Origin of the sequence: Streptomyces sp. NPDC090032, from assembly GCF_044748025.1 — a bacterium.
GTDB lineage: Bacteria > Actinomycetota > Actinomycetes > Streptomycetales > Streptomycetaceae > Streptomyces.
Map to the genome: position 1 here is coordinate 162,489 of NZ_JBIVFF010000001.1, position 23,234 is coordinate 185,722.

20 protein-coding genes are annotated in these 23,234 nt (G+C 73.1%); 10 read left to right on the forward strand and 10 right to left on the reverse strand.

The genetic code is table 11. The features are described from left to right. Positions 1–48: 48 nt before the first annotated feature. Positions 49–1,323, reverse strand: a complete 1,275-nt coding sequence (locus ACIPWY_RS00665) for a GAF domain-containing protein (protein WP_393700452.1) — start codon at positions 1,321–1,323, stop codon at positions 49–51. A 323-nt stretch (positions 1,324–1,646) separates the two neighbouring features. Next, complete coding sequence (locus ACIPWY_RS00670; RefSeq protein WP_362899030.1) at positions 1,647–3,293, reverse strand: acyl-CoA dehydrogenase family protein; 1,647 nt, start codon at positions 3,291–3,293, stop codon at positions 1,647–1,649. A gap of 18 nt (positions 3,294–3,311) precedes the next feature. On the opposite strand from ACIPWY_RS00670, the gene ACIPWY_RS00675 reads away from it, so the two are divergent. Together ACIPWY_RS00675 and ACIPWY_RS00680 are read left to right on the forward strand one after the other, a co-directional pair. Continuing rightward, entirely contained in the window at positions 3,312–4,487 is a 1,176-nt protein-coding gene (locus ACIPWY_RS00675; RefSeq protein WP_362899028.1) for a YihY/virulence factor BrkB family protein, read from the forward strand. A 51-nt stretch (positions 4,488–4,538) separates the two neighbouring features. Next, positions 4,539–5,234, forward strand: coding sequence for a helix-turn-helix domain-containing protein (locus tag ACIPWY_RS00680; RefSeq protein ID WP_393700450.1), 696 nt, complete (start codon positions 4,539–4,541; stop codon positions 5,232–5,234). Positions 5,235–5,248: 14 nt separating this feature from the next. On the opposite strand, the gene ACIPWY_RS00685 is transcribed toward ACIPWY_RS00680, so the two are convergent. Next, a complete protein-coding gene (locus tag ACIPWY_RS00685; protein WP_393700154.1) occupies positions 5,249–6,265 on the reverse strand; it encodes an Lrp/AsnC family transcriptional regulator in 1,017 nt (338 codons plus the stop codon). A gap of 112 nt (positions 6,266–6,377) precedes the next feature. Here ACIPWY_RS00685 and ACIPWY_RS00690 point away from each other — a divergent pair, with 112 nt between their 5' ends. After that, complete coding sequence (locus ACIPWY_RS00690) at positions 6,378–7,829, forward strand: MFS transporter (protein WP_362899024.1); 1,452 nt, start codon at positions 6,378–6,380, stop codon at positions 7,827–7,829. Continuing rightward, positions 7,826–9,010, forward strand: a complete 1,185-nt coding sequence (locus ACIPWY_RS00695; RefSeq protein WP_393700151.1) for an amidohydrolase — start codon at positions 7,826–7,828, stop codon at positions 9,008–9,010. The genes ACIPWY_RS00690 and ACIPWY_RS00695 overlap by 4 nt, the downstream gene beginning before the upstream one ends. Here ACIPWY_RS00695 and ACIPWY_RS00700 read toward each other — a convergent pair. Then, positions 9,007–9,420 carry a VOC family protein gene (locus ACIPWY_RS00700; protein WP_362899020.1) on the reverse strand — a complete coding sequence of 138 codons (414 nt, stop codon included), beginning with the start codon at positions 9,418–9,420 and terminating at the stop codon, positions 9,007–9,009. The genes ACIPWY_RS00695 and ACIPWY_RS00700 overlap by 4 nt on opposite strands. 65 nt (positions 9,421–9,485) lie before the next feature. Then, positions 9,486–10,313, reverse strand: a complete 828-nt coding sequence (locus tag ACIPWY_RS00705) for an oxidoreductase (RefSeq protein WP_362899018.1) — start codon at positions 10,311–10,313, stop codon at positions 9,486–9,488. A gap of 112 nt (positions 10,314–10,425) precedes the next feature. On the opposite strand from ACIPWY_RS00705, the gene ACIPWY_RS00710 reads away from it, so the two are divergent. After that, positions 10,426–11,331, forward strand: coding sequence for a LysR family transcriptional regulator (locus ACIPWY_RS00710; protein WP_393700148.1), 906 nt, complete (start codon positions 10,426–10,428; stop codon positions 11,329–11,331). On the opposite strand, the gene mmuM is transcribed toward ACIPWY_RS00710, so the two are convergent. The 3 genes from mmuM to ACIPWY_RS00725 form a co-directional block, all read right to left on the reverse strand. Continuing rightward, positions 11,325–12,239 (reverse strand): homocysteine S-methyltransferase, encoded by a 915-nt coding sequence (mmuM, locus tag ACIPWY_RS00715; RefSeq protein WP_393700146.1) that lies wholly within the window; start codon positions 12,237–12,239, stop codon positions 11,325–11,327. The genes ACIPWY_RS00710 and mmuM overlap by 7 nt on opposite strands. 136 nt (positions 12,240–12,375) lie before the next feature. Beyond that, on the reverse strand, positions 12,376–15,270 hold the full coding sequence (locus ACIPWY_RS00720; protein WP_401531983.1) for a glycoside hydrolase family 2 TIM barrel-domain containing protein: 2,895 nt from the start codon (positions 15,268–15,270) through the stop codon (positions 12,376–12,378). 50 nt (positions 15,271–15,320) lie between these two features. Beyond that, complete coding sequence (locus tag ACIPWY_RS00725) at positions 15,321–16,559, reverse strand: ROK family transcriptional regulator (protein WP_393700142.1); 1,239 nt, start codon at positions 16,557–16,559, stop codon at positions 15,321–15,323. Between the two features lie 127 nt (positions 16,560–16,686). On the opposite strand from ACIPWY_RS00725, the gene ACIPWY_RS00730 reads away from it, so the two are divergent. Together ACIPWY_RS00730 and ACIPWY_RS00735 are read left to right on the forward strand one after the other, a co-directional pair. Further along, complete coding sequence (locus ACIPWY_RS00730) at positions 16,687–17,379, forward strand: pyridoxamine 5'-phosphate oxidase family protein (RefSeq protein WP_362899008.1); 693 nt, start codon at positions 16,687–16,689, stop codon at positions 17,377–17,379. 61 nt (positions 17,380–17,440) lie between these two features. Further along, the gene (locus ACIPWY_RS00735) at positions 17,441–18,760 is read left to right on the forward strand and encodes a radical SAM protein (protein ID WP_362899006.1); all 1,320 of its coding nucleotides are present in this window, start codon (positions 17,441–17,443) and stop codon (positions 18,758–18,760) included. A 55-nt stretch (positions 18,761–18,815) separates the two neighbouring features. Here ACIPWY_RS00735 and ACIPWY_RS00740 read toward each other — a convergent pair whose 3' ends face one another. After that, positions 18,816–19,283, reverse strand: coding sequence for a peroxiredoxin (locus tag ACIPWY_RS00740; RefSeq protein WP_362899004.1), 468 nt, complete (start codon positions 19,281–19,283; stop codon positions 18,816–18,818). Continuing rightward, a complete protein-coding gene (locus tag ACIPWY_RS00745) occupies positions 19,280–19,621 on the reverse strand; it encodes a hypothetical protein (RefSeq protein WP_362899279.1) in 342 nt (113 codons plus the stop codon). The genes ACIPWY_RS00740 and ACIPWY_RS00745 overlap by 4 nt, the downstream gene beginning before the upstream one ends. A gap of 445 nt (positions 19,622–20,066) precedes the next feature. On the opposite strand from ACIPWY_RS00745, the gene rsgA reads away from it, so the two are divergent. From rsgA to ACIPWY_RS00760, 3 genes are all read left to right on the forward strand, one after another. After that, positions 20,067–21,170, forward strand: a complete 1,104-nt coding sequence (gene rsgA, locus ACIPWY_RS00750; protein ID WP_389549407.1) for a ribosome small subunit-dependent GTPase A — start codon at positions 20,067–20,069, stop codon at positions 21,168–21,170. A 173-nt stretch (positions 21,171–21,343) separates the two neighbouring features. Beyond that, complete coding sequence (locus ACIPWY_RS00755) at positions 21,344–22,744, forward strand: DNA-3-methyladenine glycosylase 2 family protein (RefSeq protein ID WP_401532159.1); 1,401 nt, start codon at positions 21,344–21,346, stop codon at positions 22,742–22,744. Continuing rightward, on the forward strand, positions 22,741–23,232 hold the full coding sequence (locus ACIPWY_RS00760; protein ID WP_393700135.1) for a methylated-DNA--[protein]-cysteine S-methyltransferase: 492 nt from the start codon (positions 22,741–22,743) through the stop codon (positions 23,230–23,232). The genes ACIPWY_RS00755 and ACIPWY_RS00760 overlap by 4 nt, the downstream gene beginning before the upstream one ends. The last annotated feature ends 2 nt before the right edge of the window (positions 23,233–23,234 follow it).

The window sequence follows — 23,234 nt, forward strand, 5'->3', positions numbered from 1 at the left end:
CCGACCGATCAACTGCGCCTGAATGAAGCTCTGTCGGGGAGGGCCGAGTCAGTGCTCCGGCGCCGACCGCGATCTCAGGACCCCGGGCGCCACCGAGTGCGGCAGCAGGTCCGCCGGGCTCTGCGGGAGGACCACCTCCAGCTCCGCCTCCTCGTGGAAGCGGTACGGGCGGTGCCCGAGCAGGCTGCCGAGGTAGCGCCGTACGCGCGACATCTCGGCGCGGACCGTCACCGTGCGCGTCGGGTCGCCGAACATGTCCTGTGCGAGGCCCGAGGCGCTGCGCCCGCCGCGGTGCAGGGCCAGCAGATAGAGGAGTTCGGCGTGGCGCGGGCTCAGCTCGTGCGACCAGGACCGGGTGCCGTCCGTCACCGTGACCGACCAGCGCCGCGGCCTGCTCAGGTCCAGTACGACACGGGTGCCGCCGAGCGGCTCGGCCGCCCCGTCCGGCCCGTCGGGCCGCAGCAGCCAGCCGCCGGGCAAAGGCGCGACCGCGCACATCCCCAGCGTCGGCACCCAGGCCCGCCCGTCCGACAGCTCGGACAGCCCGGACAGCGACTTGGGGAGCACGATCCGGTCCACCGGCTGCATCCCGGTCACCGCCGCCGTCCAGCCCTGGACGTCCACCGCGACCGCCCGGCCGCCGATCCGCGCGAGGATCGGCGCCGCGACCGCCCGCAAGCGATCGAGGGTCACCGCATGGCGCTCCCGCAGCCGCGCCTCCGCGAGCTGCGCCACCGCCCCGACGAGCGAGAGCGTCGCCGGGTGCATCGTCTCCAGCGGGCCGCTCACATCGACGACGCCGATCAGGTGCCCGTCGCGCGGATCCGTGATCGGCGCCCCCGTGCACGTCCACGAGTGCTGCGACACCACGAAGTGCTCGGCGGAGAACACCTGCACCGGGCCCCGCGCCACGAGCGGCGTACCCACCCCGTTCGTCCCGACCGTCTCCTCGGCCCAGTCCGCGCCCAGTTCGAAGCCGAGCTGGTCCGCCTTGTGCAGGACCGCCGCGCTGCCCTCGCGCCACAGGATGCGACCGTCCGCGTCGGACACGACCATGATGTGGTGCGCCGCGTCCGCGACGGTCACCAGCGCCTCGCGCAGCACCGGCAGGATCTCCAGGAGTCCGGACGCCTGGCGGCGCTCCTCGATCTCCTCGACGTTCAGCAGCCCCGACCGCACGTCACGGTCCGGGTCGACGCCGCTGCGCAGCATGCGGCCCCAGGACTCGCCGATCACCGGACGCGGCAGCATCTGCGGCTGCTGTCCCGACAGCGTCGCGGCGCGGACACCCTTCAGGAGCCGTGCGGCCAGGGAGCAGTCCATGGTGGACAGCCGGCCCAGATCGACGGTCGAGTTCTTCTGCGTCACGGGTCCTCCTGAAACAGGTCCGCCTGAAACAGACCGGTGCGTGGGGACATGTGCTCATCGTGCCGCTTACCCGGCCTTCGTGGGGCCGAAAGGCGGGCACGACAGTTGCAACCCTCTGCAACTCTGGCGAACAGCCGTACGTCGGTCGAAGCTGAACCCGTGCCGCTCCGGCGGCGCGGGAGCTCCTCAAGGGGCCTGAAGGGCGGGGGTGATGCCGTGTCGGCGCAGCATCACCCCCGTGGCCTCAGTCGTGAGGACCTTGGCCCGGGGCCGGACACTCAGCTCACCGGGCGCGCCCGCTCGACGACCGACCGCAGGTCCAGGCTGTGCGGCAGCGTGCCGAACGCCGAACCCCAGTCCCCGCCGAGCCGCGAGGCGCAGAACGCGTCCGCGACCTCCGGCGGCGCGTGACGCACCAGCAGCGAACCCTGCAGCACCAGAGCGATCCGCTCCACGACGCGGCGCGCCCGTGCCTCGATGCCCTCCAGGTCGGCGAGTTCGGTCAGCAGGCCCTTGATCGCGCCGTCGAGACGGTGATCGGCCCCGCGCGCCCTGCCGACCTCCTGGAGGAAGGCGTTCAAGGCCTGCGGCTCGCGCTGCAACGCCCGCAGCACGTCGAGAGCCTGCACGTTGCCCGACCCCTCCCAGATCGAGTTGAGCGGCGACTCGCGCAGCAGCCGCGGCATGCCGGACTCCTCCACGTAGCCGTTCCCGCCCAGGCACTCCAGGGCCTCCGCCGCCACCGGCGTACACCGCTTCGTCACCCAGTACTTGGCGGTTGGCACCGCGATCCGCAGGAACGCCCGCTCCTGCTCCGACCCGGTGTCCTGCACGGCGTCCTGGGCCGCCGCGAGCCGCAGCGCCAGCGTCGTCGCGGCTTCCGACTCCAGCGCCAGGTCGGCCAGCACGTTGCGCATCAGCGGCTTGTCGAGGAGCCGGCCGCCGAACGCCTCGCGGTACGTGCAGTGGTGGACCGCCTGCGCGACGGCCTGCCGCATGATCGCGGCCGAACCGAGCACACAGTCCAGGCGCGTGGCGGCGACCATCTCGATGATGGTGCGCACCCCGCGCCCCTCGTCGCCGACCCGGCGCGCCCACGTCCCGTCGAACTCGACCTCGGCCGACGCGTTCGACCGGTTGCCCAGCTTGTCCTTGAGCCGCTGGATCGCGAACGGGTTGCGCGTGCCGTCCTGAAGGACACGCGGCAGCAGGAAACACGTGAGCCCCTCGGGTGCCTGCGCCAGGACGAGGAACCCGTCCGACATGGGCGCCGAACAGAACCACTTGTGCCCGGTCAGCTCGTACGTGCCGTCCTCGGCGAGCGGCGTCGCCCGCGTCGTGTTCGTGCGGACGTCGCTGCCGCCCTGCTTCTCCGTCATGCCCATCCCGAACACGGCGCCCGCCTTTTGAGCGGCGGGCCGCAGCCCCGCGTCGTACACCGTCGACGTCAGCCGGGGCTCCCACTCGGCGGCCAGTGCCGGATCGGTGCGCAGCGCGGGCACCGCCGCGTGCGTCATCGACAGCGGGCAGGTGTGGCCCGCCTCGACCTGGCTCCACACCAGGAACGCGGCCGCGCGCCGCAGATGGCCGCCCGGCCGCGACCAGGCCGACGTCAGCCCGGCCGAGACGCCCTTGCCCATGAGGCGGTGCCAGGACGGATGGAACTCGACCTCGTCGACGCGGTGCCCGTAGCGGTCGTGGGTGTGCAGCCGCGGCGGGTTCTCGTTCGCGAGCACGCCCCACTCCTGCGCCTGGGCCGAACCGGCGGCGCGGCCGAGGACACCGAGTTCCTCGCGGACCGCGGGCGCGAGCGAGGGTTCCAGATGCCGCTCGACCCCCTCGGCGAGGGCCTTGTCCGCGGCATAAACGTCATATCCCACCAGGGGCGGAGCCTGGTTGGTCACTGCGTGGGTGGTGGCTGCCATGACAGATACGGTAAGGACGTGCACCAGGCAAAAGAAACACCCGATCGGCCACGCAGAGGCCGACTCCACCGGGCCCGCGCTCTCTATCGCAACGTGTCGAAGCGCAGGACCGCCTGGCTGCTGCTCAAGGACACCGTCAACTCGTGCATGGAATACCGCATCCTGGGGCTCGCGGCCGAGGCGGCGTTCTTCACGCTCCTGTCCGTGCCGCCGCTGCTCCTCTCCCTCATCGGGCTGCTCGCCTACGTCGACACCTGGACCGGTGCCGACACGATCGCCGGCGTCCGCGACAACATCCTGGAGGCGTCGCGCACGGTCCTGACCGACGAGGGCGTGAAGGAGATCGCCCGGCCGATCCTCGACGACGCGATGAAGGGCCGCCCGGACGTCATCTCCATCGGCTTCCTGTTCTCGCTGTGGTCGGGCTCGCGCGCGGTGTCCACGTTCGTCGACACGGTGACCGTCATGTACGGGCTGGACGGTGTGCGCGGCATCGTCAAGACCCGCCTGCTCGCCTTCCTGCTGTTCCTCGTCGCGCTGATCGTCGGCTCGGTCGCGCTGCCGCTGATGATCGCGGGCCCGGACGCTGTGATCTCCCTCGTCCCGTGGTCGGAGACCGTGGTCCAGGTCCTGTACTGGCCCGTCGTCCTCCTCCTGTCCGTGGTCTTCCTGACGACGCTCTACCACGTGTCGGTACCCGTGCGTTCGCCGTGGATCGAGGACGTACCCGGCGCCCTCGTGGCCCTCGCGATGTGGGTGCCGGGCAGCTTCCTGCTCCGCCTCTACATCACCAGCACCATCGAGGGCCCCACCATCTACGGGTCCCTGGCCGCGCCCGTCGCCGTGCTCCTGTGGATCGGCGTCTCGGCGTTCGCGGTGCTCGTCGGCGCCGCGGTGAACGCGGCGATCGACCGGGTCTGGCCGTCCGTCGCCACGTCGGCCGCCCGCGCCGCCAACGAGCGCTGGCGGACCGCGCAGGCCGCGGAGTACATCGCCCGCTCCGCCGCCCGCGAGGGGCACAAGGGCACCGACGACGCGGCGGACCCGGACATGCCGTCCGAGTTCCCCGAGCGCTGGTCGAAGTTCCTGCCCCCGGACGACGTGTCGTCGCGCTTGCGCGGGCACGTCCGCAAGAACGGCGACCACCCGCAGGGCCCCGACCAGCACGACCACGACCACCCCGACCACAACTGACCGGCCGCCGCCTCCCCGCGGACGCGGCGTAGCCTCGAAGACGTGGCTGACGTGTACCGGGAGAGGGCGGCGCGGAGTGTGCCGGGCGCGGTCCTGTGGACCCGTACCGTCACCCCCGAAGGAGACGCCTCCCGCTCCGAGTCACCGGACGTCCTGCCCGACGGCTGCATGGACCTGCTGTGGACCGGGGGACGCCTCTTCGTCGCCGGACCGGACACGCACGCCCACCGGCCCGGCATCAGCGGCTCCACCCGGTTCGCGGGCATCCGCTTCTTCCCCGGCACCGCGCCCGCCGTCCTCGGCGTCCCGGCCCACGAGCTGGGCGACCGGCGCGTCGACCTCGCGGACCTGTGGCCCGCCGCCCAGGTGCGACGCCTCACCGAACGCGTCGACGCGGCACACGACCCGGCCGCCGCCCTCGAAGCCGTGGCCCTCGACCGGGGAGCCGCGCCGCCCGACCCCGTCCTCGCCCATATCGTGACGTCGCTCGGCGCGGGCCGCACCGTCGCCGAGACCGCCGACAGCGCGGGGCTCGGCGCGCGCAGCCTGCACCGGCGCTCCCTCGCCGCGTTCGGCTACGGCCCCAAGACGCTGGCCCGCGTCCTGCGCCTGCAACGCGCCCTCGCGCTCGCCCGCGGCGGAGTGCCGCTCGCCGAGACGGCCGCGCGGGCGGGGTACGCCGACCAGTCCCATCTGGCGCGCGACGTAAGGGAGTTGGCGGGTGTTCCGCTGACCCGCCTCGTCTGACGGAGCCGCCGCGCCTACCAGGGGGAGATGGGCTGGACGCCGACCCGGCGCCCCTCCTCGTCGAGCAGATGCCCCATGCGCTTGACCGTGTGCAGGCCGACGACGCGGTCCGTCACCGTGAGCGTCGGCAGCCGGGCGCACAGCGCCGTCTCGCGGCGCTGGATGTCACCCAGGTCGTGAACCCACAGCGTGGCGAAGATGTTCGCGGAACCGGTCACGGCCGCGACCAGCCGGCACTCCGGCAGCGCGGCGAGTGTGCGGTGGACGGTGCCGATGTCCCGCGCGGGGACCCGGCCGAGCAGCGACACCGGGACCGGATGCCCGGCGAGCGCGGACGCGATGTCGCAGCGGAACGTCAGGACCGCGGAGTCCGTGAGGCGGCGCAGCCTGCGGCGCACCGTGGGCGGGCTGGTGTCGGTGCGCTCGGCGAGTTCGGCGAGGCCGAGCCGCCCGTCATGGACGAGTTCGCCGAGCAGTGCCCGGTCCACGGGGTCGAGTTCCAGCCCGCGCACCGGTGCCTGCGCCGCGTTATGGCTGACGAGCGCCGTGAGCTGCGAGGGGTCGAGGGAGCGCAGCCGCCAGCGACTGCCCTCGACGTAGAGCGACGTGGCGAGCAGGGCGCTGACCGACTCGATCCCCGGCAGCTGGTCCAGCTCCTGCGTGAGGAAGCGGCTGAGCGAGGCGAGGTCGGGGGCCAGTACGTCGAGCAGCAGGTCGCAGCTGCCGGGGGCGGTCACCTCGATCGTCACCGCTTCCGGCAGGGCGATCAGCCGGGCGATCAGCCGCGACCGCTCCTGAGGCCGACACCGCAGCAGCACGAACGCCGTGCAGCGGTTGCGGGTGAACTCACGGCCCGGCGCCGCGTACACCCAGGCGAGCCCGGACCGCGTCAGCCGGTCCCAGCGCCGCGCCAGCGTGCTCGCGGTCACGCCGAGCAGCGGTGAGAGCTCCGACCAGGACGCCCGGGGCCGCAGCTGGAGGGCGTTCACCAGAGCGAGGTCGAGCTCGCTGGCGGTGACCGTTTCTCGCATCACAAGCACTCCGTACGTACGAATCCATGAATATTCGGGGGCGTCCGTGCCTCGGCCCGCACAGTAGCCACCACATTCGGTTCCGGCCACCAGAAGATCCAGAGGTGAAGGTGTGTCCACACACATAACGGGAGCGGGACGCGGGCCGGGAGTGGTGAGCGCCGGCCCGGCCATGGTCGCGACGATGGCCGTCGTCGTCCTGTTCAGCGGCATCGTCCAGGGCTATCTGACCCCGCTCCTGCCCGAGGTCGGCCGGAGCCTGCACATCGGGACGGTCGGGCAGAACAACATCTACCTGCTCTTCCAGGTCGCCTGCGCCGTGCTGACGCCGCTGCTGTCCCGTCTCGGTGACCTGCACGGACATCGCAAGCTGCTGCGGGTGGCGCTCGCGATGGTGGCGGGCGGCTCGGTCCTCATCGCCGCATGGCCCTCCGCCGTGACCCTCGCCGTCGGCGTCAGCCTCCAGGGCGCCGTCGTCGGCTTCTTCCCGCTCCTCGTGGGCATCCTCCGCTCCCGCGCCCCCGAGCAGAACCGCACCGGGATCTCCGTCCTCGTGGGCGTCCTGCTCCTCGCGATCGGCGTCGGCGGGCTCGTGGCCGGCGCGCTCAGCGAGGGACACGCGGAGGCGGGGCTGTGGACCGCAGTCCCCGTCGCCGTGCTCGCCGTCGTCGCCGGACTCGTACTGCCGGACAGCGACATCCCGCGCGGCGGCCGCTTCCACTACGGCGCGGCGGCGCTGCTCACCGCGGGCCTCGTCGTGCTCGTCCTCGTCCTCGCGCAGGGCAGCACCTGGGGCTGGGTCTCGGCGCGCACGATCGGGCTCGCCGTCGTCGCCGTCGCCGTCCTGGCCGCCTGGGTGGCCGTCGAGCGGCGGTCCGAGAACCCGCTGGTCAGCGTCCGCATGCTGAGCAACCCGCGGCTCGCCATGGTCAGCGGCTACACGTTCTGCGCCGCGTTCGGCACGATCGGCTTCCTCGGCGCCAATGCCCTCTTCCTCGGCTCCGACCGGTCCGCGAACGGCTACGGCATGGACATGGGGCCGCAGGCGATCGCCACCGTCTCGCTCGCCATGCTCGTGGCCGGATTCGCCGGGTCCACGCTGACCCCGCGCCTAGCCCGGCGCATCGGCGACCGCGCCGTGCTCGCCACCGGCGGCGTCCTCATCGCACTCGGCTTCCTGGGCATGGCCCTCTTCCACGACAGCCTCGCCCAGTACGTCACGTCCGCCCTCGTCGTGGGCCTGGCCACCGGGCTCTTCGAATCGATCACCCGGACCCTGTCGGCGGAGGTCGTCGAGGAGCACGAGACCGCGCTCGCCGTCGGCCTGAACGAACTCGCCCTCTCCCTCGGCGCGGCCATCGGCGCCGCCGTCATCGGTGGCTTCTTCACCGCCCACGCCGTGCGCGGCACCACGCGCATCGCGGAGTCCGGCTACCTGTGGGGCTGGGGCGCGTGCGCCTGCGCCGCCGTCGTCGGTACGGCCCTCGCCCTGCGCTACCGCGCGCCCCGCGCCGGCGCAGCCGCCCCCGTACAGCACCTCGCCCCGAGCGGAGACCTCGCATGAGCGACAACCTGACCGCGCGTGAGGCCGTGACCGGCGCCGTACGAAACTGGCGCGAGCCCGTCGTGGGGCTCAGCCACGCCCTGCACGACGACCCCGAGACCGCCCTTGAGGAACACCGCGCGGCGGCCCGGATCGCCGACCTCATGGAAACGGCCGGCTTCACCGTCACCCGCGGCGCCGGCGACCTGCCCACCGCGGTGGTCGCCACGTACGGCACCGGCGACCTCGTCATCGCGTTCTGCGCCGAGTACGACGCCCTGCCCGGCATCGGACACGCCTGCGGGCACAACGTGAACGGCGCCGCGTCCGTCGGCGCCGCCCTCGGCCTGGCCGCCGTCGCCGACGAACTCGGTGTCACGGTCAAGCTGATCGGCACGCCCGCCGAGGAGGACATCGGCGGCAAGGTGCTCCTGCTGGACGCCGGGATCTTCGACGACGTCGCCGCCGCGATGATGGTGCACGCCGCCCCCGCCGACACCGTCGGCGCCTCCTCGCTGGCCATCGGCTCCTGGGACCTCGCCTACCGGGGCAGGCCCTCGCACGCCGCGCTCGCCCCCTGGGAGGGCGTCAACGCGCTCGACGCCATGACCGTCGCCCAGACCGCGGTCGGCCTCCTGCGCCAGCAGCTGCCGCCCGGCGTCGTCGTGCACGGCATCGTCACCGACGGCGGCCAGGCCGTGAACGTCATCCCGGCCCGCACCGCCGCCCGCTACGAGGTCAGGGCCCGCACCGTGGAGCAGCTCGCCGAGGCCTGGCAGCGGGTCAGGGCGTGCTTCGAGGCGGGCGCGCTCGCCACCGGCACCGAGCTCGAAGTGAGCACGCACGGAAGGGACTTCGCCGACCTGCGCCAGGACGAGGAGATGACCCGGTCGTACGCGCGGGCCGCCGGAGAGCTGGGCCGTACCGTCACCTCGCTGCACGGCGAGACGATGGCGTCGACCGACATGGGCAACGTCTCGCGGCGCATCCCGACCATCCACCCCACGGTCGGCTACGACACGGGCGGCGCCAAACAGCACACCCCCGAGTTCACCGCCCACGGCAAGACCCCGGGCGCCGACCTCGCGGTGCTCGACGGAGCGACGGCCCTCGCCCTCGTCGGCGTCGACCTCGCGACGTCCGACGCACAGCGCGAGCGGCTGCTCGACGGGGTGCGCACGCGGCAGGGAGACGCCTCCTAACCGGCGGTGGCCAGCGGCGCGAACAGATCGACCCCGTTCCCGTCCGGGTCGAGCACCACGGCGTACCGCTGGCCCCAGAAGGTGTCCCACGGCTTGAGCTCGCCGTCGTACCCGGCGGCCATCAGCTGCTCGTACACGGCGTCCACCCCGGCGGCGTCGCCGCAGTGGAAGGCCAGCCCGTGCCGGGAGGCGCCACGGGCGGGCGCCCGCCAGGACGGGTGGAACGACTTCACGGTCTCCTCGGTGTCGAGCAGCACGCGAAGGCCGCCGGGCAGGACGGCCTCCGCGTGCGGCTGCTCCTCGGCTCCTTCGGGGAACGCGAGGCCGAGGCGGCGGTAGAACGTGACGGCGGCAGTCATGTCGGAGACGACGACGCCGACGGCATCGAATCGTGCGGTGATCTCGGTCATGGCCCCACCGTAGGCACGCGTCCCCGCACTGGTCTTGAACGAATCGGACACCGCACCGCCGGCGCTCAGTCGCCGAACGCGGTGTCCCGCGCCACCTTCTCCCAGGCGCCGATCTCGGCGCGCACCCCGTCGAGGTGGCCCACGACCGCGTCCACGGCGTCGTCGCCGAGCGGCAGGTGCAGCGGCGTCACGTCCGCCCCGAGCGCGGCGATGATCGCGGCCGCGGCCTTCGCCGGGTCGCCCGGCTGGTCGCCGTCGCCACCGCCGACCATCCGCCGGGTCGGGCCGACCGTGCCCGCGTAGTCGTCGAGCTCCGCGGAGACGCTCGTGTTGCCGAACAGGCTCGTGCGGAACGCGCCCGGCTCCACGACGAGGACCTTGATGCCGAGCGGCCCCACCTCGGCGGCGAGCGCCTCCGAGAAGCCCTCCAGCGCGAACTTCGACCCGCTGTACGCGGAGAACCCGGCGAACGACATCTGCCCGCCCATGCTGCTCATCTGCACGATCGCCCCCGAACGGCGCGCCCGCATGTGCGGCAGGACCGCGCGGACCAGCGCCGCGGGCCCGAAGAAGTGCACGTCGAACAGGCCGCGCAGCTCCGCGTCCGTGGTCTCCTCGGCGGCTCCGACATGGCTGCGGCCCGCGTTGTTGACCAGGACGTCGATCCGGCCGTGCCGCGCGACGACGTCCGCCACCGCCGCCTCGATACCGGCCGTGTCCGTCACGTCCAGGGAGAGCGCCTCGACCTGGTCGGGGTGGGCCGCGACCAGGTCGGCCAGGGCCGACGTGTTGCGCGCGGTGGCCACGACGACGTCGCCCGACGCGACGGCCGCCTCGGTGATCGCCCGCCCGAATCCGCTGTTCGCACCCGTGACCAGCCAGACCTTCGCCATCTCGAGCTCCCTTTGAGAAGAATGGTTTCCCGCTGCCGTGCCGTGCCGTGCTGTTCTGGATCAACCATGGCGCCGGAACCGGTGGCCGGTCCAAGACCCGGCGTGATAACTGATGGTTATGGACGTACACGGCAGAGATCTGCGCTACTTCGTGGCGGTGGCCGAAGAGCTGCACTTCACGCGCGCCGCCGAGCGGCTCTACGTCTCGCAGCCCGCACTGAGCAAGCAGATCCGGATGCTGGAGCGGCAGCTCGGCACCGAGCTGTTCGACCGGGACCGGCAGGGCGTGCGGCTCACCCCCGCAGGCGCCGCGCTCCTGCCGCACGCCCGCGCCGTCCTCGCCGCGTGGGAGACCGGCGCCGAGGCGGTGGAGCGCGCCAGGGCCGAGCAACTGGCCACGCTCGTCGTCGGGATGAGCACGAGCCCAGGCCGCGGCGGACTGCTCCCCGCGATCCGCTCACGCTTCAGCGAGGCCCTCCCCGACGCCGGGATCCGGCTGCGCCAGGTCGGCTGGGACGACGCGACCGCCGGGCTCGCGGACGGCACCGCCGACGTCGCGTTCGTATGGCTGCCGCTCCCGGACCCCGACCGTTACCGGTGGGTCGTCGTCGCCGAGGAACCCCGCCACGTCGCCCTCCCGGAGACCCACCGCCTCGCGGCCCTGGACGAGATCGACTTCGCGGACCTCGCGGACGAACCCTTCCTCGCGCTGCCGCAGAGCGCCGGAGCGCTACGGGACTACTGGCTCGCCACCGACGCCCGCGACGGCACGCCGCCACGCGTCGGGGCCGAGATCGCCGGTACCGACGAGACGTACGAGGCGCTCGTGGGCGGGCTCGGGGTGTGCCTGGTCGCGGCGGGCAACGCGCCGCTCATCACGCTCGGCGGCGTCGTGACCCGCCCCGTGCGCGGCGTCTCGCCGTCCCGGCTCGCGCTCGCCTGGCGCGCCGGCGACCGGCGGCCGCTCGTCCGTGATTACGCGCGGGCCGCACAGGAGGCCACCCGCGCCGTTCAGTGACGCATCGCCGCGGTGAGCGCCGCGATCCGGTCCGGGCCCACCCGGCAGCAGCCCCCGATCAGCCGAGCCCCGGCCCGCTCCCAGCCGGCCACGCGGTCCGCGGTGAACGTGACCGCGCCCCGCCAGCGACGCGCCTCCGCGTCCCAGGACTCGCCGCTGTTCGGATAGGCCACCACCGGCTTCCCGGTGACGCGCGCGGCCAGGGCCACCGCGGGCCCCACGTCCTCGGGGGCGCAGCAGTTGACCCCCACCGCGACGATCTCGTCCACGTCGGCGGCGAGCGCGAATGCCTCCTCCAGGGGCTGCCCGGCCCGCGTCCGGTCACCTTCGACGCTGTACGACAGCCAGGCAGGGACGCCGAGCCCCCGCACCGCCCGCAGCAGCGCCCGCGCCTCGTCGGTGTCCGGCACGGTCTCCAGGGCGAGCATGTCGGGGCCGGCCGCGGCGAGGACTTCGAGCCGGGGCCGGTGGAAGGCCTCCAGCTCGGACACCGTCAGGCCGTAGCGGCCCCGGTACTCCGAACCGTCGGCCGACATCGCCCCGTACGGGCCCGCCGACGCGGCCACCCACAGCGGACCCGGAACCCCCTTCGCCGCCGCGCGACGGGCCGCCTCGCGTGCCAACTCGACGCTCAGGGCGAGCAGTTCGGCGGCGCGATCACGGGAGATCCCGCGCCGCGCGAACCCCTCGAACGTCGCCTGGTAGCTCGACGTGATCGCCACCGAGGCCCCCGCCTCGTAGTACGCGAGATGCGCGGCCACGATCGCCTCGGGCCGCTCGGCGAGCAGCCGCGCCGACCACAGTTCGTCGCTCAGGTCGTACCCGGCGGACTCCAGCTGGTTGGAGAGCCCGCCGTCCAGGACGACCGGTCCCGCGGCGAGGGCTCCGGCGAGCGAGGGTGACGTCATACAACGACGCTAACCCCGTCGGATCCCGGACGGGATCAGCTAGCGCCTCCGCGCATGTGTTCGTGATCGACTCCGGCCCGCCCGTACCCTCAACTCCCGGGTACGGGACAGGCCTTCGCCCTCGTCAGCTCTTGGATCACCCCGCCGCGGAGAACGTGAAGGCGAACGTGGCCGGGGCCACGTCGAGCACGTACCGCGGCAGTGGGCCGGGTCCGCAGGACTGGGAGCCGATGCCGTGCTGGGCGTGGTCCAGATTCACCCAGACCGTGTCCCCGGCCACCAGGTCCGTGCGGTGCCCGGCCGCGTCGAGGTGTTCGCTCGTCCAGCGCCGGGCGGTGAACCAGAACTCCGGCTCGCCGTCGATCCGCAGGCCGCCGATCTCCACCCGGCGCACATCCGCCCGCGCGCCGTTCTCCTGCGGGCGCACGTACGGCGTCTGGAGCGCGTCGACGGACGCTTCCCACAGGCCGATCTGCGATGCGGCGCGTGTGTCCGGGTAGGCCTCGCCGGGACCGCCGCCGAGCCAGCGCGCGTGCGTCGCGGACGACGGGAGGCCGAGGCGGACGCCCAGGCGGGGGAGCGGCACCGTCCAGTCGCCCTCGGGGGTCACCGAGACCGTGAGGGTCAGGCGCCCCGCGTCGTCCGCCGTCCAGCGGTACTCCGTGGCCAGCGCGTACTGTCCGGCCGCGGGCGCCACCCGCGTCCGTACCGTCAACGCGCCTGACTCCAGGGCGACTTGGTCCAGGCGGTGCCGCACGCGGTGTAGCCCGGCCGCGCGCCACAGCGGGCCGAACCGCCGGTCCGCCTGCCAGTCGGCGCCGTCGTCGTTGTCGGTCGGCGCCCGCCACACGTCGAGGCGCACCCCGGTCACCGGCACCTGTCCGACGGTCCGCAGTTCGCCCGTACGCGCGTCGAAGGCGGCCGGGCCGAGCCTGATGACGTCCTCGTCCCACGCCGGCGACACCCCGCTCGCCGGAGTCACCGACTGCCGCCCCGATACGGGGAGTTGGCCCCAGGCGACCACATGACCCCGTTCCGCCCACGCCGTGTCGTCGGCGAGCGCCGCCCGTACCGTCCACTGCGTGTGTGCGCCCCGCGCCGCGTCCGGCGGGGCGGGCAGTTTGACGTCCGCGCTCTCGCCGGGGGCGAGCGTCGGCACGGCGAGCGGGCCCGACTCCATCGGTGCGCCGTCCACCTCGTACGACCAGGTGAAGGCGAGCGCGGCGAGGTCCGCGAAGTCGTGGCGGTTCGTGACGCGGACCGTGCCGGCCGTCCCGTCGCCCTCGATCAGGACCGGCTCGATCACCTTCTTGTACTCGACGAGTCCGGGCGAGGGCGTGCGGTCGGGGAAGAGGAGACCGTCACAGACGAAGTTGCCGTCGTGCAGTTCCTCGCCGAAGTCACCGCCGTACGCGTACCCGTACCGCTCGTGTGCGAGTCCGTGGTCGATCCACTCCCAGACGAAGCCGCCCTGGAGCCGGTCGTACTTCTCGAAGAGGCGCTGGTACTCGGAGAGTCCGCCGGGTCCGTTGCCCATCGCGTGCGCGTACTCGCACAGGATGAACGGGAGTCGGCGGCGCGCCTCGGGGCCCTCGTCCTCGTACCGCCCGATGCGTTCGACCTCGGCGTGGTCCGCGTACATCCGTGAGTAGACGTCGGTGTCGGCGCACGACGCGTCGCCCTCGTAGTGCAGCGGGCGGGACGGGTCGCGGTCGCGGATCAGTCCGGCCATCGCGGTCAGGCCCGCGCCCGTGCCGCACTCGTTGCCGAGTGACCAGATGACCACCGAGGCGTGGTTCTTGTCGCGCTCCACCATGCGGGCTGCCCGGTCGAGGAGCGCCGGGGTCCAGCGCTCCTCGTCGACCGGGTTGCGGTTCCACCCCTCGTGGGTGAAGCCGTGCGTCTCCAGATCGCACTCGTCGATCACCCACAGGCCGAGCTCGTCGCACAGGTCGAGGAAGGCGGGGTGGGGCGGGTAGTGCGAGGTCCGTACGGCGTTGATGTTGTGCCGCTTCATGAGGAGGACGTCGTGGCGCATCGTCTCCTCGTCCACGGCGCGGCCGTGCTCCGGGTGGAACTCGTGCCGGTTGACGCCCCGGAACAGGATCCGCTTCCCGTTGACCTTGAGGACGCCGTCCTCCACGACGACGGTACGGAAACCGGCGCGGAAGGGGATGATCTCCCCGCCCGGCGTGGCCAGTTCACCCGCGTACAGGCGCGGCGTCTCGGCCGTCCACGGCTCCACCGGCAACGTCACCGACTCCCCGGCCGTCACGTCGACGCCGAGTTCGGGCACGGTCACGCGGCCTCCCGCGCTCGCCTCGACCCGCAGCGTGCCTTCTGCGGTGCGGTGGTCGTACGCGGCGTGCACGAAGAAGTCGGCGTCCGCGCCGTCGGGCCGGTGCAGCAGCGTGACCTCACGGAAGATGCCGGGCAGCCACCACTGGTCCTGGTCCTCCAGATAGGAACCGGACGACCACTGATGGACCCGTACGGCCAGGACGTTGCCCTCCGCGCGCAGCAGCCCCTCGACGGCGAACTCGTGCGGCAGGCGCGAACCCTTGAACTCGCCCAGCTCCTCACCGTTCAGCCAGACCCGCGCACACGACTCGACCCCCTCGAAGCGCAGCACGGTCGCGCCCGACGCGGGCCAGTCGGCCGGCAGGTCGAAGACGCGCAGATGGTCGCCGGTCGGGTTCTCGGTCGGGACGCGGGGCGGGTCGACGGGGAACGGATAGACGGTGTTCGTGTACGCCGGTGAGCCGTGGGCCCCGTCGCCCTGGAGCACCCAGTGCCCCGGCACCGTCAGATCCGCCCAGCCGGACGTGTCGTGGCCGGGGCGCGCGAAGGACTCGTCGTGCTCGTCCGCCGTCGCCGAGAGGCGGAAGCGCCACGGGCCGTTCAGGGAAAGGGACTTGGCGTCGGAATCGGCGTACCAGGAACGCGGCGCGACACCTCCGGTGCCGGGGGACACCTGCTCGTAGTAGGGGAGTGCGGCTTCCTCGGGGAGGGACACCTCGGGGAGGGACATCGTTCTCCTTGACGGTCAGGTCATGTGCGACGTCAGGTGGCGTGCGACGGTCAGGTCTTGTGCGGGGTGAGTGCGGTGCGGGTCAGGCCCGGTGACGACAGGACGCCTTCCAGTGCGAAGGTCGCCGCGCCCAGGCACACGGGGTCGGTCGGTATCGGGGACAGGACGATCTCGGTGGCCGCGAACGGGCTGCCCAGGGCGTGCCGGGCGACGGCCTCACGTACTTCGGTCAGCAGGGGCGTGCCGAGCGCGGCCGCCACCCAGCTGCTGAGCACGATCACTTCGGGGTTGAGCAGATTCACCAGGTCCGCGACGGCGGCGCCGAGATGGCGGGCGGTCTCCCGGACGACCCGCAGGGCCACCGGCTCGCCGGCGGTGGCCGCCCGGCCGAGCGCGCCGATCGTCGCGGTCTGGTCGTCCTCGGTCAACAGCGCGCTGTCCGGGGCGAGTTCATGCAGGGTCCGCATGATGGCGGGCGCGCCCACGTACGCCTCCACGCATCCGGCGTCGCCACACCTGCACGGCCTCCCGTCCAGGACGAGCGTGGTGTGACCCCACTCGCCGGCGCTGTTCGTGACGCCGCGGTGCAGGGCCCCGCCGAGCGCGAGGCCCGCGCCGACGCCCGTACCGAGGTTGATCACCACGGCGTCGTCCCGGCCGCGTGCGGCGCCGAACCACAGCTCCGCGACCGTCGCTGCCCGCAGCGGGTTGTCGAGGTGGACCGGATAGGGGAGGTGCTCGGCGAGCAGCGCGGTCAGGGGCACGTCGCGCCAGCCGAAGTTCGCGGCGCGGACGGCGACGCCGCGCTCGCGGTCGACCTGTCCCGGCATCGTGACGCCCACCCCGAGCACCCGGGGCGGGCGGTGCGGGTCCGCGGTCGCGGCTGCGCTCTCGACCACGGTTCCGACCGCCGCCGCGATCCGGCCGACGACCTCCTGCGGGGCGGACCCGCCGGGCCGCAGCTCCTCCTCGGCGCGCGCCACGACGCCCAGCGCGAGGTCGAAGAGCTCCGCGTGGACGTACGTCTCGGCCACGTCGACGCCGACGAGCGCGCCGCCCTCCGCGTCGACCGCGACCAGCGAGCGCGGACGTCCGCCCGCGGACTCCTCGAAGCCGACCTCGACCAGCAGGCCGAGAGCGGTCAGCTCACCCACGAGCGTGGCGACCGTCGCCTGGCTGAGCCCGGTCCCCGCCGCCAACTCGCCCCGGGAAGCAGGGGACTTGGCGATGAGATGGCGCAGTACCGCGTACCGGTTCGCCGTCCTGATGTCGCGAGATGTGCGCTTCACCGTGTTCCCTCCTCGGCCGGCTTCGACGCTACGGCCGCCCGCCCCCTTCCGACAAGGGCTTAGGAAAGGGGTTGTCAAAAGTCCCCGCCCGCGAGGGGGTGATCACCACGGAGTACCGTCCGACCGCATGACCCAGACCGACACCGCGACAACGCTGTCGCGCACGCTCCCGCAGACCGAACGCACCCGCCACAGCAGGCTCCGCGAGCAGGCCAGCCACGAACGCTCCGACCTCGAGGCGATCCTCGACGCGGGGTTCGTCTGCCACCTCGGCGTCCTCGTCGACGGCCGCCCTGTCGTCGTCCCCACCGTCTACGGCCGTGACGACACCCGGCTGTATCTCCACGGATCGGTGGCGAGCCGCAGCCTGGCCGCCGAACCCGACGCGCCGATATGCGTGACCGTCACCCACGTCGACGGCCTGGTCCTCGCCCGCTCCGTCTTCGAGCACGGCGTGAACTACCGCAGCGCGATGATCCACGGCGTACCGCGCACGGTCACCGACCCCGACGAGAAACTGGCGGGTCTGCGCCGCCTCACCGAGCACGCGACCCCGGGCCAGTGGACGTACGCCAGGCAGCCGAGCCGCAAGGAGCTGGCCGCCACCACTCTCCTGGTCCTCTCCCTCGACGAGGCATCCGTCAAGATCCGTACGGGCGCCCCCGACGACGGTGACGGGCCCGACGCCGCCCTCGGCCTCTGGGCCGGCACCCTGCCCCTGACCTCCCGCTGGGGCGCGCCCACCGCCGACCCGCTGCTGCCGCCCGGCATCACCGCCCCGGCACACATCGTGGCGCGCGCGGGGACCCGGCAGGGCTGACCGGCAAGCAGGGGCATACCGTGAGTTCTCGAGCACTGATTCTGGGAGCGAGGAGAACGGGATGCAGAGCCGTACGGCGCTGGTCGAGGACCTGATGGAGCGCTTCCCGCACGTGCCGCGGGAAGCGGTGTTCAAGGAAGACCTGCTGCGCGGCGGCGTGGCGTTCGACAAGTCCGCGCTCAGCGACAACGAGTCCGGTGACGTCAAGCCGAAGTCCTACTTCATCTTCTCCTTCGACCACGGCACGCTCCCCGAACTCGGCGAGGCCGCGCTGCGCCGCCCGCCGGAGGAGATCATCCTCACCGGCGGCCCGTACGACCTGCGCCGCACGGTCGTCTCGGTCCGCGTGAACCCGTCGTCGCCCTACCGCGTCGCGGCCGACGACGGCGGGGTGCTCGGCCTCTACCTCGACGGGAAGCGGATCTCGGACGTCGGGGTCCCGCCGATGCCGGAGTACTACCGGCACAAGCTCTCCAACGGGAAGTCGGTCATGGAGGTGGCCCCCACCATCCAGTGGGGCTACCTGATCTACCTGACCGTCTTCCGCGTCTGCCAGTATTTCGGCGCCAAGGAGGAGTGCCAGTACTGCGACATCAACCACAACTGGCGCCAGCACAAGGCGGCCGGACGGCCGTACACGGGAGTCAAGGACGTCGACGAGGTGCTCGAAGCGCTCTCGATCATCGACCAGTACGACACCGCGAAGGCCTCCACCGCCTACACGCTCACCGGCGGCGCGATCACCTCCAAGCTCCAGGGCCGCGACGAGGCCGACTTCTACGGCCTGTACGCCAAGGCCATCGAGGAGCACTTCCCCGGCCGCTGGATCGGCAAGGTCGTCGCCCAGGCGCTGCCCAAGGACGACGTGCAGCGCTTCAAGGACTACGGCGTGCAGATCTACCACCCCAACTACGAGGTGTGGGACCGCCGCCTGTTCGAGCTGTACTGCCCCGGCAAGGAGCGCTACGTCGGCCGCGACGAGTGGCACAAGCGCATCCTCGACTCGGCGGACGTCTTCGGCGCGCGCAACGTCATCCCGAACTTCGTGGCGGGCGTCGAGATGGCCGCCCCGTCCGGCTTCACGACGGTCGACGAGGCCATCGCCTCCACCACCGAGGGCCTGCGCTTCTTCATGTCGCACGGCATCACGCCCCGCTTCACCACCTGGTGCCCCGAGCCGACGACCCCGCTCGGCAAGGCCAACCCGCAGGGCGCGCCGCTGGAGTACCACATCAGGCTCCTGGAGGCCTACCGCTCCACGATGGAGGAGTTCGGCCTCTCCTCGCCTCCCGGCTACGGCCCCGCGGGCGCCGGCCGCGCCGTGTTCTCCGTCAGCTCGTTCATGGACAGCCTCGCGCCGGAGACCGTCCCGGCGGGCTAGCCGCGAGTACCGGGCGGCGCGGTGCCTGCCGCACGCCCGCCCGGTCCGGCCGTCGTCAGGCCGCCCGCTCGCGCAGCACCGCGAGCGCGCGGTCGGCGTGGGCGCTCATGCGGAACTCGCTGCGGACCACTTCGAGGACGACGCGGTCCTGGCCGACCACGAACGTGGCCCGTTTGGTCGGCGCGATCGAGAAGCCGCGCGCGACCCCGAACCGCTCGCGGACCCCGCCCTCCGCGTCCGAGAGCAGCGGAAAGCCGAGCGTGTGCTTCCCGGCGAACTCCGCCTGGCGCTCGACCGGATCGCCGCTGATACCCACGGGCCGCGCGCCGGCGGCCGCGAACTCGGCCGCGAGATCCCGGAAGTGACAGGCCTCGGACGTGCACCCGGGGGACAGGGCGGCCGGGTAGAAGAACAGGACGACGGGCCCCTCGCCCAGCAGCTCGGACAGCCGCGTCGGGGTGCCGCTCTCGTCCGGCAGGGTGAAGTCCTCGACGGTGTCGCCCACTTCGACGCGCTTGCTCATGATCCGGCCTCCTGGGCCTTGGCCACACCGCGCGCCCACAGGACGAGCGGCACCTGAAGGGGAAGCCGCACGAGGGCCGCGGTCCTCAGCGGCGCGGGCTTGTCGCGCCAGTCGACCGCCATCTGCACATTGGCGGGGAAGACGCCCACGAAGAACGCGGCCGTGGCCCGGGCGGCCCTGCGGCGCGTCCACGGCAGGGCGATCCCGGCCGCGAGCGCGAGCTCGACGGCGCCGCTCGCGTACGTCCACGCGCGCGCGGAACCCGGCAGCACACGGGGCACCGTGGCGTCGAAGGACTTCGGGGCGACGAAGTGCGTCACACCGGCCCCGGCGAGCAGCCCGGCGAGCGCGAGGGACTTGCGCGTGGACGAGGAGCGGGGGCGGGAACCGGTATCGGAGCGGGCGCCGGTATCGGTGTCGGGGGCGGCAGGTGATCGGGGCACGGGGCCTCCTGGGGAGATCTGGAGCCTGACGCCGGCAACCTTACTGGTCGGTAAATATCCGCGGGAAGCGCAGCCCACGGCGACTTCCGCGCGCGATCGGTCCTTGGCCCGATAAATGCTTGGCGTGTGGACAGCCCCGTCCCGTACGCTCGGCGACGCCCGCCACACAGTGGTGCGCGTACACACGAGAAGCCAGGAGGTGGACTTCGATGAATGCCGTCACGCAGGGCGCCGCCCGCGTCCAGAAGCCCGTTCATCCCACCTCCGTGGCCTCCGGCTGACCCACCACTTCTCGCGCCCATGAGCGCGCGCCGGGGCCACCCTTGTGAAGGGTTACCCCTTGAACTCCCCTTTCTCCACGGAGACTTCCCGGCATCCCCTCGCCGACTACGGCTGGGACGATGACTGGGCCGCCGCGTTCGCCCCGTACGCCGCGCAGGGCTTCGTGCCCGGCCGCGTCGTCCGCGTCGACCGCGGTCAGTGCGACCTCGTCACCCCCGAAGGACCCGTGCGCGCCGACACGGAGTTCGTCACCCCGCACGACCCCCTGCGTGTCATCTGCACCGGTGACTGGGCGGTCGTCGACCCGGACGGCGGCGATCCCCGCTACGTCCGCACCTATCTGCCGCGGCGCACGTCCTTCGTGCGGTCGACCTCGTCGAAGCGGTCGGAGGGCCAGATCCTCGCGGCCAACGTCGACCACGCCGTGATCGCAGTGTCGCTCGCCGCGGAGCTCGACCTCGGCCGCATCGAGCGGTTCCTCGCCCTGGCGTGGGAGTCCGGCGCCCAGCCCGTCGTCGTCCTCACCAAGGCCGACCTCGTGCCGGACGCCGCGACGACCGCGCACCTCGTCTCCGACGTGGAGACGGCGGCACCCGGCGTACAGGTTCTCGCGGTCAGCGCCGAACAGGGCCTCGGCATCGACGTGCTCGGCGCGCTCCTCGACGGGACGTCCGTGCTGCTCGGCCAGTCCGGAGCGGGCAAGTCGACGCTCGCGAACGCGCTGCTCGGCGCCGACGTCATGGACGTGCACGCCGTACGCGACGTGGACGGCAAGGGCCGGCACACCACGACCACCCGGAACCTGCTGGTCCTGCCGACGGGCGGTGTCCTGATCGACACCCCCGGGCTGCGCGGCGTCGGGCTCTTCGACGCGGAGGCCGGCGTCGGGCAGGTCTTCTCGGAGATCGAGGCGCTGGCCGAGGGGTGCAGGTTCCACGACTGCGCCCACGAAGCCGAGCCGGGATGTGCCGTGCTGGCCGCGCTCGACGACGGGACGCTGCCGCCGCGCCGCCTCGACAGCTACCGCAAGCTGCTGCGCGAGAACCAGCGGCTCGCCGCCCGCACCGACGCCCGCCTGCGGGGCGAGATGCGGCGCGTCTGGAAGATGCGCGGCGCGGAGGGCCGCGCCGCGATGGAGGCCAAGCGGGGGCGCTTCACGTAAGAGGCACGCAGACCCGCGCCCCCCAGGGGCGCGGGGCCGTGCCGGTCAGCGGCTCCGCCGCGGGGCGCGAGCAACCGCGACGAGCCCACACACGGCAACGAACCCTCCTCGGCAGGACCGCGTCCGATTTCCGCCAGCCCCACGCGGAGCGCAGGCGCACACTGGAGGGCGTGATGATCGATGAGGACACGCGGTACGAAGCGGTGCGCAGCCGTGACGCGCGCTTCGACGGGGAGTTCTTCTTCGCCGTCGAGACGACGGGCATCTACTGCCGCCCCAGCTGCCCCGCGGTCACCCCCAAGCGAAAGAACGTCCGCTACTACGCCACCGCCGCGGCGGCGCAGGGCTCCGGGTTCCGCGCCTGCCGGCGCTGCCGCCCCGACGCCGTGCCGGGCTCGGCCGACTGGAACGTACGCGCCGACGTGGTGGGCCGCGCCATGCGCATGATCGGCGACGGCGTCGTCGACCGCGAGGGCGTCGCCGGGCTCGCCGTGCGCCTCGGCTACAGCGCCCGCCAGGTGCAGCGCCAGCTCACCACCGAGCTGGGCGCCGGACCCGTCGCCCTGGCCCGCGCCCAGCGCGCCCACACCGCGCGCGTCCTGCTCCAGACCACCGGCCTGCCGATCACGGAGATCGCGTTCGCCGCGGGCTTCGCGAGCGTGCGCCAGTTCAACGACACCATCCGCGCGGTCTACGCCCGTACGCCCACGGAGCTACGCGCCGAGGCCCCCGCCGGCCGCGCCACCGCCACGGCGGCCGGCATCCCCCTGCGCCTCGCCCATCGCGGCCCCTACCAGGCCCGCCCCCTCTTCGACACCCTCGCCCGCGAGGCACTCGACGGCGTCGAGGAGATGACCGGCACCCCGGGCGCCCGCATCTACCGCCGCACCCTGCGCCTGCCGTACGGCACCGGCGTCGTCTCCGTCGACGAGCGCACCAGGTCCACGCCCGCGAGCCGCGCCGCGCACCACGGCGGCTGGCTCGACGCCCGCATCCACCTCACCGACCTGCGTGATCTGACGACGGCCGTGGGACGTCTGCGGCGCCTGTTCGACCTGGACAGCGACCCGTACGCGATCGACGAGCGCCTCGGCGCCGACCCGCGCCTCGCGCCGCTCGTCACCGCACGGCCCGGCCTGCGCGCGCCGGGCGCCGCCGACCCCGACGAGCTGGCCGTACGGCTCCTCGCCGGGCGGGCGGAGGCGGCGCGGCTCGTCGAGCGCTACGCGAAGGCCGTCGACGCGCCCTGCGGCGCCCTCACCCATGTCTTCCCGTCGCCCGACGACCTGGCCGGTGAGCCGGGGCCCGTCGGCGCGCTCGCCACGGCCCTCGCCGACGGCGCCCTGTGTCTGGACCCGGGCGCCGACCGTGACGACGCCGAGGCCGCCCTGCGCGCCCTGCCCGGCGTCGGCGCACGCACCGCCGGCCTCATCCGCATGCGGTCCCTGGCCGACCCGGACGTGGCCCTCCCCGAAGAGCCGGAGCAGGAACCCGTACCGGACACCTGGCGCCCCTGGCGCACGTACGCGCAGCAACACCTCTGGACACAGCGACAGTTGGAGCAGCAGTCATGACCGTCTACTACACCGTGCTCGACAGCCCCGTCGGTGAACTCCTCCTCACCGGCGACGAGTCGGGCGCCCTCACCTCCCTGTCCGTGCCCGGGCAGAAGGGCGGACGCACGGTGCAGCCCGGGTGGCGGCGCGCAGCCGAGCGCTTCGCCGACGTCGAGCAGCAGCTCGCCGCCTACTTCGGAGGTGAACTCAAGGAATTCCAGCTGGAGTTCAGCACGGAGGGCACCGAGTTCCGCGAGAAGGTGTGGGCGGCGCTCGACGCCGTGCCGTACGGCGCGACCACCACGTACGGCGGCGTCGCGGCGACGATCGGCGCCTCGCGCGCGGCGGTCCGCGCGATCGGCGGCGCGATCGGGGCCAACCCGCTCCTCATCGTCCGCCCCTGCCACCGCGTGATCGGCGCGGACGGCTCCCTCACCGGCTACGCGGGCGGCCTGGACCGCAAGCAGCATCTGCTGTCCCTGGAGGGCGTCCTCCAGGACCACTAGTC

Bases quoted from the DNA above. Each gene is read 5' to 3' on its own strand.
- ACIPWY_RS00665 (WP_393700452.1), bottom strand. From the start codon at position 1,323: ATGGACTGCTCCCTGGCCGCACGGCTCCTGAAGGGTGTCCGCGCCGCG.
- ACIPWY_RS00670 (WP_362899030.1), bottom strand. From the start codon at position 3,293: ATGGCAGCCACCACCCACGCAGTGACCAACCAGGCTCCGCCCCTGGTG.
- ACIPWY_RS00685 (WP_393700154.1), bottom strand. From the start codon at position 6,265: ATGCGAGAAACGGTCACCGCCAGCGAGCTCGACCTCGCTCTGGTGAAC.
- ACIPWY_RS00695 (WP_393700151.1), top strand. From the start codon at position 7,826: ATGAGCGACAACCTGACCGCGCGTGAGGCCGTGACCGGCGCCGTACGA.
- ACIPWY_RS00700 (WP_362899020.1), bottom strand. From the start codon at position 9,420: ATGACCGAGATCACCGCACGATTCGATGCCGTCGGCGTCGTCGTCTCC.
- ACIPWY_RS00705 (WP_362899018.1), bottom strand. From the start codon at position 10,313: ATGGCGAAGGTCTGGCTGGTCACGGGTGCGAACAGCGGATTCGGGCGG.
- ACIPWY_RS00710 (WP_393700148.1), top strand. From the start codon at position 10,426: ATGGTTATGGACGTACACGGCAGAGATCTGCGCTACTTCGTGGCGGTG.
- mmuM (WP_393700146.1), bottom strand. From the start codon at position 12,239: ATGACGTCACCCTCGCTCGCCGGAGCCCTCGCCGCGGGACCGGTCGTC.
- ACIPWY_RS00720 (WP_401531983.1), bottom strand. From the start codon at position 15,270: ATGTCCCTCCCCGAGGTGTCCCTCCCCGAGGAAGCCGCACTCCCCTAC.
- ACIPWY_RS00730 (WP_362899008.1), top strand. From the start codon at position 16,687: ATGACCCAGACCGACACCGCGACAACGCTGTCGCGCACGCTCCCGCAG.
- ACIPWY_RS00735 (WP_362899006.1), top strand. From the start codon at position 17,441: ATGCAGAGCCGTACGGCGCTGGTCGAGGACCTGATGGAGCGCTTCCCG.
- ACIPWY_RS00740 (WP_362899004.1), bottom strand. From the start codon at position 19,283: ATGAGCAAGCGCGTCGAAGTGGGCGACACCGTCGAGGACTTCACCCTG.
- ACIPWY_RS00755 (WP_401532159.1), top strand. From the start codon at position 21,344: ATGATCGATGAGGACACGCGGTACGAAGCGGTGCGCAGCCGTGACGCG.
- ACIPWY_RS00760 (WP_393700135.1), top strand. From the start codon at position 22,741: ATGACCGTCTACTACACCGTGCTCGACAGCCCCGTCGGTGAACTCCTC.